The organism is Desulfosarcina cetonica JCM 12296, from assembly GCF_001311845.1.
GTDB classification, from domain to species: domain Bacteria; phylum Desulfobacterota; class Desulfobacteria; order Desulfobacterales; family Desulfosarcinaceae; genus Desulfosarcina; species Desulfosarcina cetonica.
The window spans coordinates 1-19,671 of record NZ_BBCC01000120.1; the positions used below are offsets into that span (position 1 = coordinate 1).

Here is a 19,671-nt window from a genome sequence, read left to right on the forward strand (position 1 = left end):
ATATCATTTTTTTGTTTTTACTCACAAACCGCTCCTGGGATTCTGTGAGAGTTAATTGTCCCTTTGTTTGAATAAGACCAAACACCCAAAGGAAAAAGTCAGCAGCATATGGACTTGACAAGTGTGTACTAATAAACTATTTTAGTCAAAAGGTCATAAAAGGAGGCTGAAAGATATGTCACGAATTATCGAAGAACCTGAGACCTTGCATGAAAGAATATTAAATGCTGCAAGGGATTTATTTTCCCACTTCGGATTCAAGAAAACTGCTGTCGATGATATTGCTAAAAAAGCCCGAGTGGCAAAGGGTACAGTCTATAATTATTTCCAGAGTAAGGAAGACCTCTTTCAAAAAGTTTTTCGGGAGGAGGGTGTGAACATGATTTCCCAGATACGGGAAGCTGTTAAAAACAAAAAGACACCCCAGGATAAATTTCGGGAGATGATCATTGCTAAAATTAAATATTACAAGGAATTTTGTTTAGTACACGATATAAGCCACCAGAGAGCGGGGGCACTCCTGCCATTTTTGGATCAAGAACGAGATGATATTACCAGAAACGAAATAAAAATCATCAAGGAGATCCTTGAGGAGGGGGTGAACAATTCGGTATTCCAAGTGAAAAATATCTCTGTTACGGCAAAGGCATTGGCAATAGCGATCAAAGGCCTTGAGGTAGGATGGACTCTGGAAATGGAATTAGAGGATGCATCGGCAGAAATAGACAGTCTCTTGATGATCCTTTTTCATGGATTGGAAAGCCGCTCGGGAAACAGATAATTTTTTTTGTTCTCAAAATGACTAAATGACCAAATACGTTCAAACATATATAACAGCGGAGCACATAACGGATGCAATTTTTATTCTACTACTTCGTTGTTTTCGCGGTTTTGGGATGGATACTGGAGATGGTTTTCCGTTCGGTCAAGAACAGACGGATGGTCAACCCAGGGTTTCTGAAGGGCTTCTATCTCCCTGTATACGGCTTCGGGGCGCTCCTTATATTAGGTGGCCATATTATACTGGCTAATTGCATCATGCTTTTCCGTATCCTTTTCTATTTTATTTCCCTGTCTGTACTTGAATTAAGTACTGGGATGGTCATGGAAGATGTTTTTCATGTCCGCCTTTGGGACTACACGGACGAGCGGTTCAACATCCGAGGACACGTCTGTTTGCGCTTTGCGATTTATTGGACGGCGATAGCGGTCGGACTTGATTTTGTGCTCGATTTTCTGATTCCTTGGGCTTTGCAGTTTCATGAGAGATGGTATCCGGTAGTTGATTTTGTTCTCGGCTCCTTATTTTTAATGATCTTTCTCGATTTCATCGTAAGCGCCCGAAGGAGGATGAGAAGGCGTGAAGGGATGAATGAAAAAGATGTCGCCCGGCAGAAGTTCGTTACGATTGTCCAACCACTTCTTGATCATCCGAGCATCTTGATACTTAAGGACATTAAACACCATTTAGGCAAATCCCGCCTCGAACATTGCTTAGATGTGGCATGGTGGTCTTTCCTGATTGCAAGAAGCCTATCCCTGGATGATGATGCCACGGTACGGGGAGCGCTATTGCACGATCTTTTCTATTATGACTGGCTTCATGAAGGCCCCAGATTGCATGGATTTCGACATCCGACCATAGCACTTAAAAATGCTCGCAAAATAACCCCACTCTCAAAAAAAGAAGAAGATATCATTAAAAAACATATGTGGCCGCTCACGGTTATACCCCCTTGCTACAAGGAGTCGTTTGTCGTTTCTCTGGTTGATAAGCTTTGCTCTGTTAGAGACTATATGTGTTTGAAGAAGCTTAAAAAATGCGCACGCCGACGAGCCATACACCGGGCCAAGGTTAATGGAAGAGCGAGGATAAGCAAAAATGGGTAATCTCTATTTCGCTGGAATCGACATAGGTTCGACAACGGCCAAGGTTGTCATCGTGGATGAAAAAGGCAGCATTGTTTTTTCCCGCTACCGTCGTCATCAGGCCAAAACCGTAGAAACGGTTCGTGGGATTTTTAAAGAGGCGTTGAAGGAGATGGGGAACGTGATGATCGATTTGGCAGCCACCGGATCTGCCGGCATGGGGGCCGCCGAGGTTTTCCGTCTGCCGTTTGTGCAGGAAGTCGTCGCATCGGCACGTTTCATCGAAAAGTACTTTCCTGAATCCAGAACTTTTATTGAGATCGGGGGTGAAGATTCCAAGATTATTTTTTTTGACGATCATTTCCGTCCCGACATCCGGATGAACGGAACCTGTGCCGGAGGGACCGGTGCTTTTATCGATCAAATGGGTGTACTTCTGGACGTCGATATATCGGAGTTGAATTCACTGGCTGAAAAATCCACCAATATTTATCCAATTGCCTCTCGATGTGGCGTTTTCGCCAAAACCGACATCCAGGCCTTGCTGAGCCGCCACATATCCAGGGAAGACATAGCCGCTTCAATATTTCATGCGGTGGCTGCCCAGGTCATCACAGCCCTGTCCCGCGGACGGGAAATAAAAACAAAAATACTCTTCGGCGGAGGTCCCCTGACCTTTTTCCCCGGTTTGCGCAAGGCATTTGTTGATCTGCTGGGCATTGAGACGCCAGCCGATTTAATCATGCCGGACCATCCGGAACTGTTACCCGCCATGGGTGCGGCCATCGTGCGCAACGGCAACCCCTGCCGCGACCGGCTCTGTAATTTTTTATCCATGTCCAATGGCATGAACCTTGAGGTCACCAGCAGTGCCGGAAGTCTGCCCACTCTGTTTACAAGCCGATCAGAATTTAACACCTGGTTGAAAAAGCACGAGCAGAATCGGGTCCTCAGAATTGGCCTGGCCCAGACAAAGGGAAGGGATCTTTTTCTGGGCATCGATTCAGGATCGACCACCACCAAGATCGTCTTGACAGACGATAAAGGGGGGCTGGTTCTCGGCGATTACCGCCCTAACAACGGAGATCCGATTCAAGCGGTGAAAACCGGATTAAATGGAATTACAAAACAATTTGATGCTGCCGGTTTCCGCCCGCATATTGTCCACTCGGCCGTCACCGGGTACGGGGAAAGCTTGATACGAGCCGCTTTCGGCTTGCATGACGGGGTGGTTGAAACCATGGCGCACTATAGGGCGGCTCGGTACTTCGACGCGGATGTCTCCTTTATTCTGGATATCGGCGGCCAAGATATGAAGGCCGTTTTCATTCAGAACCAAGCTGTTGCAGAAATTCAAATCAATGAGGCCTGTTCATCGGGATGCGGCTCCTTTATTGAAACTTTTGCCCGTTCTTTGGGATACGAGGTCGGGGAGTTCGCCGAAATGGCGTGTGGCGCTAATTTTCCTTTTGATCTGGGAACCCGGTGCACGGTTTTTATGAACTCCAGGGTAAAGCAGGCGTTCCGGGAAGGGGCGACCGTCTCGGATATTTCGGCTGGTCTGGCATATTCAGTTGTTAAAAATGCCCTGTATAAGGTGCTGAAGTTAAAGGACGTCGATGTTCTGGGAAACAGAATCGTGGTTCAAGGCGGAACATTTCGAAATCCAGCTGTATTACGGGCATTTGAGCTGCTCCTAGACAGAGAGGTGGTAAGGCCCGATATCCCCGAGTTGATGGGCGCATACGGTGCGGCCCTTACAGCTATAGCAAATCATCGCGTGCATCTTTCGGAATCCACAGTTCCACATCAGGTGGCCCTTCATAATTCAGATATATCACCAGCGGTTAAACGGGTAAATGGTTTTTCTTTTGAGAAACTGGGGACGGTAAGTGACTTTTCAAAAAAAGAAATTTACTGCAAAGGGTGTGAAAACCGGTGTGCTGTTTTGAAGCTTATCTTCAACAATGGAAACCACTTTTATACGGGAAACCGATGCGAGCGCTGTTTCAGCAATAATATCGATATACAACATAAGGGGAAAAATCTGGTTAACGAACAGTTGGAGTTGCTGTTTAAGCGAAACACAGAGCCGGAAAGCAGGCCGATTCTCACCTATGGCATTCCCCGCTGCCTGAACATGTATGAAAACTTTCCCTTTTGGTGCGCCTTTTTGACCCTGTGCGGATTCAGGGTCGTTCTCTCTTCTGCGTCGAATTTCAAACTTTACAAAAAAGGACTTCCCACCGTTATGTCGGAAAACATCTGTTTTCCTGCCAAGGTTGCCCATGGCCATATTTTCGACCTTGTTGAAAAAAAGGTTGACAGAATCTTTTATCCCACGGTGGTTTATGAGCAAGAAGAATACGAAGATGCATTGAATACTTATAATTGCCCGGTGGTTACCGGATATCCCGACCTGCTGAGATGCGCCATCGACCCTGAACGCAAGTTTGGAATTCCCATGGATAGTCCGGCTGTCAGCCTGAAAAATTATGATCTGCTTAAAGATCAGCTTTGTCTTTTCTTCAACCCGTTTAGGATCGGCTATCGAACGGTGTCAGCGGGCGTGGAAAAGGGGATCACGGCGCAAGCGGAATACAGAGAAATTTCCAAAATCCGGGCGGAAACGCTTGTAGCCAAGTCGGTCGATCAGGGAAAAACCGTCGTCGTTCTTGCCGGCCGACCTTATCATATGGACCCGCTTATTAACCATGGCATCCCTGATCTTTTGGCGGAACTGGGCGCGGATGTTATCAGCGAAACAGCCATTCCCTTCAATGCGGAAGCAGTTTCACTGGAAAATACCGGCGTTCTGACCCAATGGAGTTATACAAACAGATTGTATGCAGCGGCTGAATGGGTGGCGCGATCGGACAAAATCCAGATGGTTCAACTGACTTCTTTCGGCTGCGGGCCGGATGCGGTTTCAACCGATGAGGTTAAAGAAATACTGCATCATGGCAAGAAAGCCTACACCTTGATCAAAATGGATGAAATCGCCAATCTGGGTGCTGTCAGAGTCAGGCTACGCTCAATGTTGGAAGCGGTGAAAGAAAATAGCCGTAAAGAATGGTCTTCAAGAACCGGCGAGAGGAAAACAAACCGGATATTTATGGGTGAAGACAGAGAGCGGATTCTTATCGCCCCCTATTTTTCACCATTTTATTCATCGCTTATTCCTTCTGCTTTTAAACCTCTCGGTTACCGGGTTGAAATCCTCCCCCAACAGGATAAGGCCTCGGTTGAGTTCGGGCTCAAGAATATCAATAACGACATGTGTTATCCGGCTGTGCTTATCGGTGGAGATATCATCAAGGCTTTCCAATCCGGCCGCTACAACCCTGAAAAAACCGCTGTTATCCTGACCCAGACCGGAGGGCAATGTCGGGCCTCATCCTACGTATCGCTTGTCAAAAAAGGGCTGACCACCGCTGGTCTGGGTGGTGTCCCGGTAATTGCCATATCCAATGAGGAAATTACGTCTCAACCCGGCTTTGACATAGATAAGACGGGACTGATCAAGAGGCTGGCCCTGGGCATTATTTTTGCCGACCCCCTGGCGCGGATGCATCTGGCCACCGTGGTCAGGGAAAAAGAACCCGGAACATCAAAAATACTTCATTCCAAATACCTCTCTTTAATGGAGGCGGGCATCGAGAATGCGGATTACTATTATCTGCTCAATCGTTTGAAAGACGCCGTGGCGGATTTCAACCGGATTGAGATCGACGACAAACCGGTCCCGAGAGTCGGGATCGTCGGCGAGATCTTCGTCAAATACAATTTTTTTGCTGGCGGGAATATCATTGACTGGCTAACCGGCCAGGGAGTGGAAGTGGTCCTCCCCCCTATACAGAATTTTTTTGCTCAGCGTTTTATCAACGAAACCTACGACCAACAGGCGTTTTTCAAGCGTTCCTTGGCGGATCGCATCAAATACAAGTTGCTTGAGATTTATTCGGGATACCGCCTGGGTCATATCGAACGGGTGATGTGGGGATTCCGTTTTTATGAAAAGGCACATGATCTTAGAGAATTGGCCAAGCTAACCGGAGAAATCGTCAGCCTGGCCAACCAGTTTGGCGAAGGTTGGCTTCTCACCGCCGAAATGATCGCCATGCTTCGGGACGGAATCGAAAATATCGTCTGCCTCCAGCCTTCGGATGTATCTCCAATCACATTACCGGGAAGGGGATGGAAAAGAAATTAAAGGAATTCTTTCCTAATTTAAACTTGCTTTCCCTCGATATGGATGCAGGGATCAGCGAGGTTAATATACTGAATCGCCTTCATCTCATGGCCAGCCGGGATAGGGAGCAGACAGCCCGCAATTGGAAAACGGTTCCACGGACGAAACCTGTTGGTTTCTTTTGCATGCCATCCACCTGGTCTTTGGAGTTGTGTGCGCTCAACAACTATACATCCCTGGAGGTTGAAAAATGGCGTGCATGGGTCTCAGGACTGCGGTTGTGGGAAAAGGCGCGGGAAATGAAATGCAGAATCGGCTTATAAACATCCATTTAAGGAGCTAACAATCATGTCTGAAAATCAAATTAAGAATCGTATCGTAAAAGAGTTGAAGACGGCCCAAGAAAGTGGGAAGGCTACCTCGGAAAGTATTTATGAAATCGTTAAAAATGCCGTGGCAGAGACTGTGTCGGAAAATAAAGGGGGGAAGGAAGAAATCCGGCCGATCGTGAGAGCGGCCATCGCCACTGTAGTGCAGGAGTTAAAAGCCGCAAAAGCGGATGGGATAGAAAATGTTAAGAGCGGCTTGCAAGGCGCTGTAGACGGCGCTCGTGTTCATAAGGAAAAAACCATCAATGATATCAGAAAGGAAATGCATGAACTCGATGTAAAGCTTACCGCTGAAAAAGATGAACTGGGCCAGGCCGCCAGAAAAGCGCTTCAAGGTATAAAGGAGGCGGGGGAAGCATTCTCCGAAGATATTCGGATTCAGATTGAATCTATATCTACAGAGATCAAATTAAAAAGCACAGAGATGTTCGGTTTGACCAGACAGACCGTCAAGGAAGCCGTCGGGAAGGCCATCGCCTCCGGCGATAATGTAAAACAAACCGTGATGCAGGTTACCAAAAACGCTACGAAAAACGCCCTTGAAGAAGGTCGTTTCAGGGCTAACCGAGCAAAAGAAATTGTTGGCAAAATACTATCCGCCGCTGTTGAGGCCGCCGAGGAAAGCGGAGAAGAAATTGAAGAGACCGTCCGTGGTGCTTTTGAAGGAGTGCAAAAGGGCATCGTGTCGTCCCTGGAATCAATTGAAGAAAAAACCATGGAATTCCTCCAAGATGATCTTGTCCGGACAAAGGACGACCTGGAGACAATTGAAGCGCTTTTTAGAGAAACCACGCTAAAGTTGGCAAAACGTTCCGGGGAGACGGCAAGAGCGGTGTTGACGGATCTTGTTGCGCGAGCCGATGAAACGACTTCAACTTTAGGTGAAAAGTCTCACCATGCAGCGGAAAAAGTCGCCGAAAAGGTGAAAGAAGCCGGAATGCATGCGGTTAAAATGGGCATGGAAACCGCCGACAAATTGAGCCAATCAATGGCCGAGGAGGCCAAGGAACTTGGAAAGAAATCCGTTGACGTTGCAAAAGGCGCAATTTCGGGGATGTGGAAGGGAGCGAAAGAAGCTATCAAGAAAGGGAAGGACAACCAGTAGTTCTTTGGTCAGACATTTTTAAGAAAAAAACTGCCAGGCGGCAACCAAAACCTGGCAGTTGCAACATGCGCTGATTTTGTCCAGTGCTTCCGGTGAGAGAAATGAAAACAAAAAATCTTGAGGCCGAATTGACATGTGAAACCGATTATTTTTCCGCCCGACAAGATGGCTCTGTGGTAATTTTCAGACCAAAAGGAAATCAACTGTTGTCTTCAAGCATCCTCAAAATAAAGGAGGCCATACTTCGCTATTTTGAACTTGTCGTGGAACATTCCGAAGCCAGAATCATTCTGTTGATGCCTTCGCGACGGAAAGCCCAGAATGAAGAATATCTACTGTTTTTTGATATGTTACGATCATCCCGGATTTCCGAAAACAACGTTATGCGTCTATACCGAGCGATTGATCAACTCATTATGAACATCATCGCTTCGGATCTTTTTTTCATCAGCGCCGATTACGGACGGATTCTACCCATGTTTGCCGGGATATCCTTGGCCTGTGATTATCGCATCCTTGGAGAGGATGCGGTGTTTCAGAATCCAGGTGTTGAACTCGGATTGATTCCCAAAGGCGGCATTGCATGGTTTCTCACGCGCATCTTGGGCAAAGGCAAAGCCCTTGAAATGATTATCGCCAAAGAAAGTCTCAGCGCCAGCGAGGCTTTGACATTGGGGCTCGTGAATCGTTGTATCCCCATAAAGAATTTCGAGACTGATTCGCTATCCATTGCCAAACAATTCGAAACGATTCCGGAAACGACCCTAAAGTTGGGTAAAAAAGTGGTCAATAATTGCTGGAAAGACCTTTCGGAGTTCCTGGAGTTTGAAAGCCAGGAACTGTTTAAGGTGGTTCACCGAAGGCACTTTTATGGTGAGCCTTCTGTCGAACCGTCTATCCAGCGTGCGTAGCGAATTGAATGGAAGGGGACAATAAATGAAAACAGTGTTTCAAATTGTATTTTTATTATGCTGTTGCCTGCTGATGTTAGGATGTTTGGGCGACCAGCATGCGGCAGAGACCAAGCCTCTCCGTCCGGTAATGGTCCTGCCGATATCCGACGTTATCGATACGGAAACAAAAATTTTCACGGGTGTAATCCAGTCCGCCGAACAGGCCACCTTGTCGTTCAGGGTCTCTGGGCGCATCGATAAAATCCCTGTGAAAGAAGGCCAGATCGTAAAGAAAGGCGACATTCTCGGCCGGCTCGATCCGCATGATTACAAACTCGGCGTTATCATGGGCAAAGCCCGGCTGAGCGAAGCAAAGGCCGCCAACAAACTGGCGCTTGCGGAATATAATCGGATCAAACAGGCATCGCTGGGAAATGCAATTGCTGCCATCAAACTGGAGCGGGCTGAAAGCGCCTTGGAACAATCCATAGCGACCATCAACGTGATGCAACAGACGCTGCAACAAGCGGAAAACGCTTTAAGCTACACACTCTTGACCTCGCCATTTAATGGTGTCGTGGGAAAAATCCATGTGAATGAATATGAGCAGGTAAATCCCGGCCTTCCTGTGCTTGAACTCCACCAGCCGAAGAACCTGGAAGCTGTTATCGATGTTCCTGAACGCTTCATTTCGAGATTTGCCGTCGGGCAGTCCGGTATACTGGCATGGAACGGCAGGGACAGGGAGATTCCGGTAAAAGTCGGTGAAATCTCTTCCGTGGCCCATCCCGTTTCCAGAACCTATGCGATGACGTTTCGGATTCCTGGGCATGCCCGGGAACTCATGCCGGGGAAATCCGTCGTGGTGACCGTTCCGCTTGACCACGCGGAGGATTCCATCTGTATTCCGTATGAAGCCCTGCTGCAAAAAGACAATCGGGCCAGTGTCTTTATCGTTGACGGTCAACGGGCGATTCAACGCCCCGTTCAAGTTGCCTGCCTCCTGGAGAAACGGGTCTGTATCCGAGGAGAGCTGGATCGTGATGCATCCCTCATTGTAGCGGGATTACATTTTTTAAAGGACGGCCAGACGATCGGAGAACCGATCCGTGTTGAATAGGAATTGAGGAAGACCGAATGAACCTCGCGGAATTTGCGCTTCGGCAACGAGTATTTATCAGCTTTTTGGTTGTACTGTGCGCTGTTGCCGGAACTATATCTTATTTTGAACTTGGTAAGCTTGAAGATCCCACCTTCACTGTCAAGAGCGCGGTTGTCGTCGTATTGTACCCTGGCGCATCAGCGACTGAGGTCGAACGACAGGTGACGGATAAGGTCGAAACCCGGCTTCAGGAAATGGGGTCCCTGTGGAAGCTGCGTTCCCTTTCCCGACCGGGAAGGGCCATGATTTTTGTCGATCTATATGAATCATATAAACATGACGAGTTGCCCCAGGAGTGGGATCTGCTTCGCCGAAAAGTCAATGACGTCAAATTGGAACTTCCTCCCGCCGCACAGATCAGCATTGTACAGGACGAATTCAGCGAAGTATACGGCATGCTGTTTGCGGTTTATGGAGACGGCATTGATCAAGCTGCCTTGCACGATTACGCCCAAGAGTTGCAGCGGCGCATCAAGGCCGTCAAAGGCATCAAAAAGATCGAATTGCATGGCGTACGAAATCGGGTGGTGAATGTCGATTTACGCGATGAAGAGTTGGCCCAATTGAACATTCCGATAGGTAAAGTACTAAACCAGCTGACAACCCAAAATATTGTTGAGGATACGGGAACCTTCGCCCTCAACTCCGAGAGAATCCGCCTAAATATGAGCGGATATTTTGAAGCGCTTGATGATATTCGCAACCTGACCTTTTCCGGTGGGCAGAGCGATACCGGAGAAAACATCATCCGGTTTAGAGACATCGCAGATATATATATGGATCTTGAAAAACCGGCCGAAACAGAAGCCCGCTACAATGGTTATCCCGCCGTCATCCTGGCCGTGAGTCCCCGCAGCAACATAAACGTCGTATCCTTGGGGGATACGCTGAAACAGGTCATCGCCGATTATCAGAAGGAGCTCCCGGTTGGTGCGGAAATTGGAACGATCACGTTTCAACCCGATGAAGTCCAGAAATCGATAAACGGCTTTGTTTTAAATCTGATCGAATCCATTTTCATCGTTATTATCGTCCTATGGATTTTCATGGGATGGAAAAGCGCCTCGATTGTCGGCAGCACCCTGTTGCTAACCATTTTGTGCACATTGCTCTATATGTTGTCTGCGGATGTTAATCTCCAGCGCGTTTCCGTAGGGGCTTTTATCATTGCATTGGGCATGCTGGTCGACAACGCTATTGTAGTTACAGATATGTTTATCGCTAAATTAAAAAAGGGGGTAGAACGTTTCGAGGCGGCAACGGATACGGTGCAGGAAACTGCGATTCCCTTGCTCGGATCGACAGTCGTTGCAATCATGGGGGCCAGCCCGGTGTTTTTCTCCGTAACTGACGTCGGTGAATACGCTATGTCCGTTTTCAAAATTCTTTGCAGTTCGTTGTTGCTTTCTTGGCTTCTGGCGATGACGGTTACCCCGTTGATGTGCTGGAAGTGGCTTCGCGGGGCGCGCGCAGGCGCCGAGGCAGTCCGGTTGCCCAAACCGAGTCGGTTTAAAAAATTTTATCTCCGCCTAATTGATCGGAACGTCAGTCACCCCTGGACGGTGGTGCTTTTGGTGATGCCGCTTCTGGTGCTTACGATCCTGATTGGTCTGAAGCTGCCTGTTAATTTCATGCCATACTCCGACCGGCCGTTGGTTTTCCTCGACTACTGGCTGCCCAATGGCAGCATGATCGAACAGACCTCGGCGGACATGGGAAAAATTGAGAAGTGGTTGCTGGCCCAGCCACAGGTCAAAACCGTGGGGTCCTTTATCGGCGCATCCGCCCCACGGTTCTCGGTAACCGTTGAGCCGGAACCTCATGACCAAAGCTACGGACAATTCATTATCATTACCAAGGACTTTGATTCTGTTGCCGACCTGGTAGCTGCCGGCGATAAATGGCTCAGCAGGAATTTTCCCAATGCCGAACCCCGCTTCCGAAACCTTAAACTGGCCACCAAAGATAAGTTTAGTATTGAGGCACGGTTTTCAGGGCCGAACCCTCAAGTTCTTCATCATCTCGCGGACCAAGCCAAGGCGATCATGTCCCAACATCCGCTGACAAAATATGTTCGGGATGACTGGCGTCAGCAGTCCAAAATGTTGGAACCGGTAGTCAGCCAGGAGGAAACCAGAAAGACTGGTATCAACCGGGCGGATATCGCCACCAGCCTGAAGCGGGCCACGGACGGGCACACGGTGGGGCTGTTTCGTCAGGATGACCGTTTGGTTCCAATAAAACTCAGGAGTCCACAAATAAACCTGGGAAACCTCGACAGTCTCTCGGTAAAGCCCGCCATGGGCGTGAACAGTGTCCCTCTCGGGCAGGTAGTAACCGGTTTCGACCTGAAAGCCGAAGAGAGCATGATCTGGCGGCGCAATCGTCTTCCAACGATTTCAGCCCAGGCCGGCGTCAAACAGGGTGTCATTCCCGGCAAGGTGCGTGCCGAAATCAAAAGGGAGATAACAGCCATCGAACTTCCACCCGGTTACACAATGGAGTGGGGAGGGGAGTATTACGATGCCCGGCGGTCGACCGTCGATATATTAAACCAGCTTCCGAAGGTCTTTCTGATCAGTGTCGTTATCATGATCGCCCTTTTCAATGGGGTCCGGCAACCCCTTATCATCCTCATCACCATCCCCCTGGCTTCGACCGGTGTGATTGCGATGCATTTGATGGCGAGCAAGCCCTTCGGTTTTATGGCGCTTGTGGGAGCAATCGCGCTCTCCGGCATGATCATCAAAAACGGTGTTGTCCTGTTGGATCAAATTGAACTCGAGCGCCAAAGAGGCCAACCGATAAAAGCGGCGGTCAGGGAGGCGACCTTTAGCCGCACCCTCCAATTTCCATGGGGGCGCTGACAACGCTCCTCGGCATGGTTCCATTGCTTGCCGACCGCCTTTTCGACCAGATGGCGGCCACCATCATCGGTGGTCTTGCCGTGGCGACATTCCTTTCCCTCATTATCATGCCGGCGCTGTATATGCTGTTTTTTCGACGCCAGGGTTTGAATTTACAAAAAGGCAAGAGGAGATGAAATCCCCATATTATATATCCGTAGTAGCAATGTTATTGCTGGTATCGTGCTCTGTTGGGCCGAAGTACCAGCGCTCCGCACTTCAGGTTCAGCCGATTTATCTGAGCCTGGAAAAGGCTGCAGGGACCGCATCGGCGGCGAAGGCAACGAAAGACTGGTGGCACTGCTTTGAAGACGCTATTCTGAATGGCCTAGTGAGCGAAGCGCAAAAACAGAACATCACCATAGAAATTGCGGCTGAAAGAATCAAGACTGCCCGTTCATATCAGACTGCCATGGCAGCATTCAAAGTACCGACCGTGAATGTGGGTGCAGGTTTTACCGCCTACCAACTAAGTGAAAAAGAACCGCTCTTGGGTCCGGCTTTCACGATGGCGAACCCAATCTCCGGTGGAACCGGCCTGTTGAACCGGGAGGGCTCAAGCTTTCTTGTCGGTGCAACGGTTGCCTGGGAACCCGACTTGTTCGGCCGAATCGAACAGCGGACCAGTGCTGCCGGTATCCGAGCCGAGCAAGCCGAAATATTTCGTGAAGGCACGGTCATCGTGATGACGTCCGAAGTTATCTACAATTATTTCCAGTTGCGGGGCGCCCAGAACAGAATTGACATAATGGACAGTAATATTGAGAAGCAGCAAAAAACTCTCGAACTTGTCAAGACCAATTATGAAAGCGGCCTGGCCTCGGAACTGGATCTATCCCGGGCCCAAGCCCTTTTGGCCACGATGGATTCGGCAAGGCCCCAGCTTGAAACCGCTGAAAAGACGCACATCTTTCGTTTGACGATCCTTTTGAGCAAGGATCCGCGGGAGATACTCGGCCGACTCTCGGAACATCGCGAGCTCCCTGCCATGCGCGGCATCATTCCAGTTGGCCTGCCCTCCGATCTGTTAAAACGGCGTGCTGATATACGTATCGCCGAACGAGAAATGGCGGCCACCAACGCAGAACTGGCCGCTGCGGTTGCCGATCGATATCCACAGCTTATCCTGACCGGAGGGCTCGGCACCCAAGCAGAACATGTTGGTGGTCTCCTTACCAGCGGATCGGATATTTATGGTCTCGGTATAGGTGTGAAATGGAATGTTTTCGACGGTGGGCTGCGCGAAGCGATGAAAAATATCGCCGAAAGCAATTTCCGATCAGCTGCACTGAGGTATGAGCAGACTGTTCAAAATGCGCTTGGAGAAGTAGAAGTTTTGCTGGTGAACTATGGCAATAGTCAACGATTTGCCAAGTCTATCAAAACGGCTGACAAACACTCTGACACGGCCCTTGCCAAGGCGATTACCTTATACGAAGCTGGCCTGATAGACCAAATCGACCTTCTTGATGCCCAGCGGCAGAAGAACAGCGTTTCGGACCTTGAGGTTGTTTCACGGTTGCAAACAGTCAATGCCGTAGTTTCGCTTTACAAGGCACTTGGCGGGAATTGGGAGGAAAAGGTCGAGACTTCGCACGGTAAGGTGCCAGATGTCAATGATTTTGAGAAAAATGGACTCTTTCTCAATTGAGCAACCTGTAACCAACTGGTTTAATATTGCGATCCGATCACGTTGATCGTAATAAGGGTGCCACGAATTGTTGAGGATCACACTGAGAAACACAAAAAACTGCTCCAGAAGCTGGAAGCGTTCGAGACCTATATCCGTAGCAATTCAGCAGCACTCATACCCAATTATGGGTTAGCGGTATGGAGATGCCATATCCACCGCTTTTGCCGAATCGACCATCAACCAAGTCGTGAGCAAGCGGATGGTTAAGAAGCAACAGATGCGCCGAAGTCAGAAAGGCACCCTCCTCCTGTTGCATGTCTGCACACGGATCCTAAATGGTGAGTTGCGGAACGAGTTCCAGAAATGGTGCCCACGCTTTGATCATCACAAAGAGGAACTGTCATTAGCCGCATAGCCCCGGTTTTTCCCGCTCTCGAGTTACCGTTGCCTTCCGAAGGGAATACCCAGCTTTCGCATACGTCCGCGTAATGTACTGGGATGAATTTTTAACAAATTTGCTGCACCATCTATCCCTTCAACCTTTCCGCGGGTTTGAGCCAAGGCCTTTTTAATGTGCATGGCTATGATATCGTCCATTGGCAGGATGGATTCATCGGTTTTGTTGGACGGTGTTCTTGTGTGATCATCAGATGTCCTGGCCAATCCAGAGAAAGCTATTGCTTCAAATGGCATTCCTGTTTTGGTTTGTATCAATGCGCGCTCCACGAAATTTTCTAATTCCCGAACATTTCCCGGCCAACGATAGGCCTGAAGCTGCTCGATGGCTTCCTGGGTTATCGAAGGCAATTGTTCTATACCCAACTCCCGTGACTTATGTTCTAAAAAATGATTGACCAAAGCAGGAATGTCGTCCGCGCGGTAGCGCAGGGGCGGAATCGTGATGGGAAAAACGTTCAGCCGGTAAAACAGATCTTCGCGGAACGTGCCGGATTTTACCATTACCTCCAGGTTCTGGTGGGTGGCGCTGATGATGCGGACATCCACCGGAAGAGTCTCGGTTCCCCCCACCCGTTCAATCTCACGCTGCTGAATGACCCGCAGCAGGCGCACCTGGGCGGCAGGTGGCAATTCTCCCACCTCATCGAGAAAAATCGTTCCGGTGTTGGCGCGTTCGAAACGCCCCCGTTTACTTGATATCGCTCCGGTAAACGCCCCTTTTTCATGCCCGAACAATTCACTATCGATCAGGCTTTCCGGAATGGCCCCACAGTTAACCCGGATATAGGGATTATTCTTCCGTTTCGATGAATAATGGATCGCGTTGGCGATCACCTCCTTGCCTACGCCGGTCTCACCCAATAGCAGTACCGGGCTGTTCAGCGGTGCAACCTGTGAGACCATTTCCATCACGCTCCGCAATCCGAAGTCCGCTCCGATGATGGTTTTTCCGGTTATCTCCATAATCTCTTGCCGAAGATAGCGGTTATCGTCGGCCAAAATATCCTTGAGCCGCAATATTTCCTGGTGCTGCAAAATATTGGAAATAGCAATGGCGAACGGCTCGTGAAGCAGGGAGATCAGATGGGCATGGGATTCGTTATAGCGGTGTTTGCCTTCCACGAAGAGACCCAGCGTGCCGAGTCGCATTTCATCCAACCGCAAACCCATCATTATATGAGAAGTGTCATTCGGCCAGGTTTTGGCAAATACCCGCTGCAAAGGCATTTCTTCTTTGCTGAAATCATTTATAATCCGTATCTTTTCCTGATTCTCCCATTGATTCTTCATCCACCCCCAATACTCTTTTGGAAATATAAAAGTTTTCTCCGGCCTGGTGATACCGGATGGCCATATAAAGGACAGCAACCGTCCCATATTCAGGTTGGGATCGTATAGCCCGAGGACGATACCGGAAACCGGCATGTGTTGTTTCAGGTAGGTCATACACCGCTGCAAAGCCGTCTCGCTCTTCAGGCTGCTGGAAATCCGCAAGGTCGCCTGCCGAAAGAATTCGTTTTCATCCACCATTTTGACTTTTTCCCAAGATTTATAGCTATCATATCTAATAGAAAATAGTGCTGTTCTGTTAAACATAACAGTAATCTTTTTAATGCGACAGTCAAATATTTTACAATATCCATAACTAACTGAAATTTTGATTAAATAAAAATGGCACGGATCTGGCTAAGGAACGCATGTAAAAACCTAAACCATTTCCTGGAAATGAGAGCTTATGGATTGGATTGAAATCATTCATTTGCGGTCCCATTCACATCAGAACAAAGCTCAAGCCTTGGTAGCCTTTCGACAGCTTTCTTTACCAAGAAGAACTGAGAGGTTGAAAAGTGCGAGGCTCTTTCGAAATCATAGCTTGGAGAGCGATCTATCAATCATAATTACCTGGCATAACGGAAAAAAACAAGGGGGTAAGAGTCCATTGGGGCTGCAACTGGCTGCCGCATTTTCAGAATTCGGGCAGATCTACCATACCACTTGGGAATGTGAATTCAGCCTGTTCGATAATGAGGAGACACGTTGAAGATGTGCAAAGAGACAAAACCACTTCAATTGTGGGCCTCAAATCGAAACAAAGCCTTAGACCGGCAAGATGCATTGGATTTTCTTGCGAGCCTGGGAATAGAAAATGAAAAAATCTATCTGATCGATTTGGTGCCTCTTATTGAAATGATTTGGGCGGATGGGAAGATACAGCCGGGTGAATTGGTTATACTCAAGATTTGGATCCATAAGCACGCCGCGCAGATTAACCAGATGGCAGGATACAAAATAATTCGCCTGTCTGACGCCATGGAGTTTGCCCAACGCTTCCTGATTCGCCAGCCGAAACCGGGACTGTTAAAGAAAATCAGACATTGTATTGGTCCTGTCCGGATGCACGCAAAAGGAGGGAGCTACAACCACAAATTGCTTAAAAACATTCTTTTTGGGTGCCTGGATATCGCTTCCAGTTCGGTCAAGGAATACCCTTACGAGATATCCGGCCGGTTCAGCCAGAGTGAAAAGAATTTGTTTTTGGATATCCTCGCGACTTTTCGGGAATATGCCATAGAAACGGAGTTGTTTAAAGAGATGAGGGTAGAATTGACATGGACCAGACTTAATAGAACAGAAGCAACTCACTGAAATAAAATGTTTACTTAATGACGCAATTTAAGATCAGTGGTTAAATTCGTCAACAAGAGGGAAAATAACACCGATGCTGCGTTTCAATCAAACGATACCCATAATCTTATTGGCAGCAGTTCTGCCGTTCGTTTTTTTACAGTCAGTTGCGACCTCAAACAACAAACCCCGCCACCGCCATCTGTTCCTGAAGTATCCACGGTGACTGTACAATTTCAAAAGGTCACGCTGACCACTGAATTGCCGGGCCGTACGTCGGCTTACCGCATTGCCGAAATCCGGCCCCAGGTCAGCGGTCTGCTTCAGAAACGCCTGTTCACGGAAGGCTCCGATGTCAAGGCCGGCCAGGAACTCTACCGGATTGACCCCGATCCCTTTCAGGCGTCCGCCGACAATGCCGCGGCAAATCTATCGGCCATGCGGAAAACCGCCGCCCAGGCACGGGCGGCCCTGAAGGCGAGTATCGCTGATGTGGCGCGGCTGCAAGTCACTCTGGAACTCGCCCGAACGAATCGGCAACGATATGAGGCATCCTATAAAGAGAAAGTGGTCTCCACCATCCAACGCGACCAAGCCGTTACCGAGGCCAAGGCGGCCGAAGCCACACTGCGGGCCGCCGAGGCGCAGGTGGAAAGCAGCCGTGAAGCGGTGGCCGTAACCGAGGCGACCATCGAGCAGGCGCAAGCAGCGTTAAAAACGGCTCGTATCAACCTGGGATACACCAAGGTTACCGCCCCCATTTCCGGTCGTATCGGAAGGTCCAGTGTAACAGAGGGGGCCATACTGACAGCTTATCAATCGGCATCTATGGCTACCATTCAACAGCTCGATCCCATTTATATGGACGTTCCGCAATCCACCACCGAGTTGCTGCGTCTGAAAAAACGAGTGAAAGACGGACATCTGGACCAAAACGGGGCGGATCAGCAAAAGGTCAAGCTCTTCCTGGAAGACGACACGGTTTACCCACGGGAAGGGATACTGCAATTCAGCGAAGTAACGGTGGATCCGACGACCGGCTCGGTCATTTTGAGGGTGGTTATCCCCAATCCCGACGGAGTTCTCCTGCCAGGCATGTTCGTTCGGGCGGTGATCAAAGAAGGCGTAAAAAATCAGGCTACCCTGATACCCCAACAAGGCGTATCACGTGATCACAAAGGCAATCCGACCGCGTTGATTGTCGATGCGGAAAACAAGGTCGAGTCGCGCATGCTCACCCTTGACCGCGCCATCGGCGACAAGTGGCTGGTATCATCAGGCCTTAATCCCGGCGACAGGGTAATTGTCGAGGGATTGATGATGTTACGGCCCGGTACAACGGTAAAGCCTGTCCCTTTTAATGCAGGAGCATCCGAACCCGGGCCTGTGGCCGAACCGGACACTCAGCCGATAGCGCCTAAAGATGGAGGTGCCTGATGTTATCACGATTCTTTCTGAAGCGCCCCGTTTTTGCCTGGGTTATCGCCATCATCATTATGACCGTCGGTATACTGGCGATCTACAATCTGCCCATATCGCAGAATCCGTCCATTGCCCCGCCGTCCATCGCCATTGATTCGTTTTATCCCGGCGCCTCGGCCGAGACCGTTGAAAATACCGTGACCCAGATCATTGAGCAGAAGATGACCGGTTTGGGCGGCATGCTATACCTCTCCGGCAACAGTTCATCGTCCGGCGCATCCCGCATTGAGCTGACCTTCGCTCCGGGGACCGATCCGGATCTGGCCTGGTCCAAGGTGCAGAACAAGCTGCAGCTCGCCATGGCCAGCCTGCCCGATGTGGTCCAGCGGCAGGGGGTCAAGGTCAGCAAATCCACAAAAAATTATATGATGATTGTGGGGCTGATATCAGAGGACGGCAGCATGGACGGCATGGATCTGCGGGATTATGCCCAGTCCAATCTGGAAAAAATCCTGTCACGGGTACCGGGGGTGGGTGAAGTCGAAAATTTCGGTTCCCAGTATGCCATCCGGGTCTGGGTCGACCCCGACAAGCTGACCAATTATCAACTGACCATGGAAGATGTTATCCTGGCGCTTCAGGACTACAACGTCGAGGTCTCCGCCGGTCAGTTCGGCGGTGCTCCGGCAGTTAAGGGCCAGCGCCTGAACACGGCCATTGTGGTCCAGCATCTGCTGAAGACCCCGGATGCGTTCGCTGCCATTCCCATCCGCACCAATGCCGATGGATCAGTGGTCCGCATCAGGGATATCGGCCGCACGGAACTGGGAACCGAACGCTACGACATTGTGGCTAACTACAATGGTGAAGCCTCCGCAGCCATGGCCATCCGCCAGGAGGCTGGCGCCAATGCCCTGGAAACGGCCAATAACGTCAAAGAAAAACTCAAGGAGATGAGCCGTTATTTTCCTCCGGGCATGAAGGTGATCTACCCTTACGACACCACGCCTTTTACA

The 19,671-nt window shown here is 49.3% G+C and carries 15 protein-coding genes; 14 read left to right on the top strand and 1 reads right to left on the bottom strand.

All coding sequences use genetic code 11. The annotated features are described in order from the left end of the window. Positions 1 to 175 precede the first annotated feature (175 nt). The 10 genes from JCM12296_RS22335 to JCM12296_RS22370 all read left to right on the top strand — a co-directional run bounded on the left by JCM12296_RS22335 (position 176) and on the right by JCM12296_RS22370 (position 14,167). Complete coding sequence (locus JCM12296_RS22335; protein WP_054698230.1) at positions 176 to 781, top strand: TetR/AcrR family transcriptional regulator; 606 nt, start codon at positions 176 to 178, stop codon at positions 779 to 781. Between the two features lie 71 nt (positions 782 to 852). Continuing rightward, entirely contained in the window at positions 853 to 1,890 is a 1,038-nt protein-coding gene (locus JCM12296_RS22340) for a putative ABC transporter permease (protein WP_054698232.1), read from the top strand. After that, on the top strand, positions 1,883 to 6,082 hold the full coding sequence (locus tag JCM12296_RS22345; protein WP_246804744.1) for an acyl-CoA dehydratase activase: 4,200 nt from the start codon (positions 1,883 to 1,885) through the stop codon (positions 6,080 to 6,082). Before JCM12296_RS22340 ends, JCM12296_RS22345 begins: the two co-directional genes overlap by 8 nt. Next, positions 6,067 to 6,384, top strand: a complete 318-nt coding sequence (locus JCM12296_RS45385; RefSeq protein WP_246804745.1) for a hypothetical protein — start codon at positions 6,067 to 6,069, stop codon at positions 6,382 to 6,384. The genes JCM12296_RS22345 and JCM12296_RS45385 overlap by 16 nt, the downstream gene beginning before the upstream one ends. Before the next feature lie 25 nt (positions 6,385 to 6,409). After that, positions 6,410 to 7,555, top strand: coding sequence for a DUF6781 family protein (locus tag JCM12296_RS22350; RefSeq protein WP_054698234.1), 1,146 nt, complete (start codon positions 6,410 to 6,412; stop codon positions 7,553 to 7,555). Positions 7,556 to 7,656: 101 nt separating this feature from the next. Continuing rightward, entirely contained in the window at positions 7,657 to 8,466 is an 810-nt protein-coding gene (locus JCM12296_RS22355; protein WP_054698236.1) for an enoyl-CoA hydratase-related protein, read from the top strand. A 25-nt stretch (positions 8,467 to 8,491) separates the two neighbouring features. Then, complete coding sequence (locus JCM12296_RS22360; RefSeq protein ID WP_054698238.1) at positions 8,492 to 9,568, top strand: efflux RND transporter periplasmic adaptor subunit; 1,077 nt, start codon at positions 8,492 to 8,494, stop codon at positions 9,566 to 9,568. A gap of 17 nt (positions 9,569 to 9,585) precedes the next feature. Continuing rightward, entirely contained in the window at positions 9,586 to 12,477 is a 2,892-nt protein-coding gene (locus JCM12296_RS22365; RefSeq protein ID WP_218188228.1) for an efflux RND transporter permease subunit, read from the top strand. Next, positions 12,465 to 12,653: a hypothetical protein gene (locus JCM12296_RS42355; RefSeq protein ID WP_218188229.1), complete on the top strand. Its 189-nt coding sequence runs from the start codon at positions 12,465 to 12,467 to the stop codon at positions 12,651 to 12,653. Before JCM12296_RS22365 ends, JCM12296_RS42355 begins: the two co-directional genes overlap by 13 nt. Next, positions 12,650 to 14,167, top strand: a complete 1,518-nt coding sequence (locus tag JCM12296_RS22370; RefSeq protein ID WP_054698240.1) for an efflux transporter outer membrane subunit — start codon at positions 12,650 to 12,652, stop codon at positions 14,165 to 14,167. The genes JCM12296_RS42355 and JCM12296_RS22370 overlap by 4 nt, the downstream gene beginning before the upstream one ends. A 420-nt stretch (positions 14,168 to 14,587) precedes the next feature. Here JCM12296_RS22370 and JCM12296_RS22375 read toward each other — a convergent pair whose 3' ends face one another. Then, positions 14,588 to 16,138: a sigma-54 interaction domain-containing protein gene (locus JCM12296_RS22375; protein ID WP_054698242.1), complete on the bottom strand. Its 1,551-nt coding sequence runs from the start codon at positions 16,136 to 16,138 to the stop codon at positions 14,588 to 14,590. A 205-nt stretch (positions 16,139 to 16,343) separates the two neighbouring features. On the opposite strand from JCM12296_RS22375, the gene JCM12296_RS22380 reads away from it, so the two are divergent. The 4 genes from JCM12296_RS22380 to JCM12296_RS22395 form a co-directional block, all read left to right on the top strand. Then, positions 16,344 to 16,649: a hypothetical protein gene (locus tag JCM12296_RS22380; protein ID WP_054698244.1), complete on the top strand. Its 306-nt coding sequence runs from the start codon at positions 16,344 to 16,346 to the stop codon at positions 16,647 to 16,649. Positions 16,650 to 16,651: 2 nt separating this feature from the next. Next, positions 16,652 to 17,254, top strand: a complete 603-nt coding sequence (locus JCM12296_RS22385; RefSeq protein ID WP_054698246.1) for a hypothetical protein — start codon at positions 16,652 to 16,654, stop codon at positions 17,252 to 17,254. A gap of 201 nt (positions 17,255 to 17,455) precedes the next feature. After that, positions 17,456 to 18,670 (top strand): efflux RND transporter periplasmic adaptor subunit, encoded by a 1,215-nt coding sequence (locus tag JCM12296_RS22390; protein WP_281492120.1) that lies wholly within the window; start codon positions 17,456 to 17,458, stop codon positions 18,668 to 18,670. After that, positions 18,670 to 19,671, top strand: a 1,002-nt coding sequence (locus JCM12296_RS22395) for an efflux RND transporter permease subunit (protein ID WP_172684037.1), incomplete at its 3' end; no start/stop codon positions are given. The genes JCM12296_RS22390 and JCM12296_RS22395, both read left to right, overlap by 1 nt.

What these genes read in the sequence shown, in the direction of transcription:
- JCM12296_RS22355 (WP_054698236.1), top strand. Translation starts at nt 7,657, where the DNA reads ATGAAAACAAAAAATCTTGAGGCCGAATTGACATGTGAAACCGATTAT.
- JCM12296_RS22380 (WP_054698244.1), top strand. Translation starts at nt 16,344, where the DNA reads ATGGATTGGATTGAAATCATTCATTTGCGGTCCCATTCACATCAGAAC.
- JCM12296_RS22350 (WP_054698234.1), top strand. Translation starts at nt 6,410, where the DNA reads ATGTCTGAAAATCAAATTAAGAATCGTATCGTAAAAGAGTTGAAGACG.
- JCM12296_RS22340 (WP_054698232.1), top strand. Translation starts at nt 853, where the DNA reads ATGCAATTTTTATTCTACTACTTCGTTGTTTTCGCGGTTTTGGGATGG.
- JCM12296_RS22385 (WP_054698246.1), top strand. Translation starts at nt 16,652, where the DNA reads ATGTGCAAAGAGACAAAACCACTTCAATTGTGGGCCTCAAATCGAAAC.
- JCM12296_RS22370 (WP_054698240.1), top strand. Translation starts at nt 12,650, where the DNA reads ATGAAATCCCCATATTATATATCCGTAGTAGCAATGTTATTGCTGGTA.
- JCM12296_RS22345 (WP_246804744.1), top strand. Translation starts at nt 1,883, where the DNA reads ATGGGTAATCTCTATTTCGCTGGAATCGACATAGGTTCGACAACGGCC.
- JCM12296_RS45385 (WP_246804745.1), top strand. Translation starts at nt 6,067, where the DNA reads ATGGAAAAGAAATTAAAGGAATTCTTTCCTAATTTAAACTTGCTTTCC.
- JCM12296_RS22365 (WP_218188228.1), top strand. Translation starts at nt 9,586, where the DNA reads ATGAACCTCGCGGAATTTGCGCTTCGGCAACGAGTATTTATCAGCTTT.
- JCM12296_RS22375 (WP_054698242.1), bottom strand. Translation starts at nt 16,138, where the DNA reads ATGGTGGATGAAAACGAATTCTTTCGGCAGGCGACCTTGCGGATTTCC.
- JCM12296_RS22360 (WP_054698238.1), top strand. Translation starts at nt 8,492, where the DNA reads ATGAAAACAGTGTTTCAAATTGTATTTTTATTATGCTGTTGCCTGCTG.
- JCM12296_RS42355 (WP_218188229.1), top strand. Translation starts at nt 12,465, where the DNA reads ATGGGGGCGCTGACAACGCTCCTCGGCATGGTTCCATTGCTTGCCGAC.
- JCM12296_RS22335 (WP_054698230.1), top strand. Translation starts at nt 176, where the DNA reads ATGTCACGAATTATCGAAGAACCTGAGACCTTGCATGAAAGAATATTA.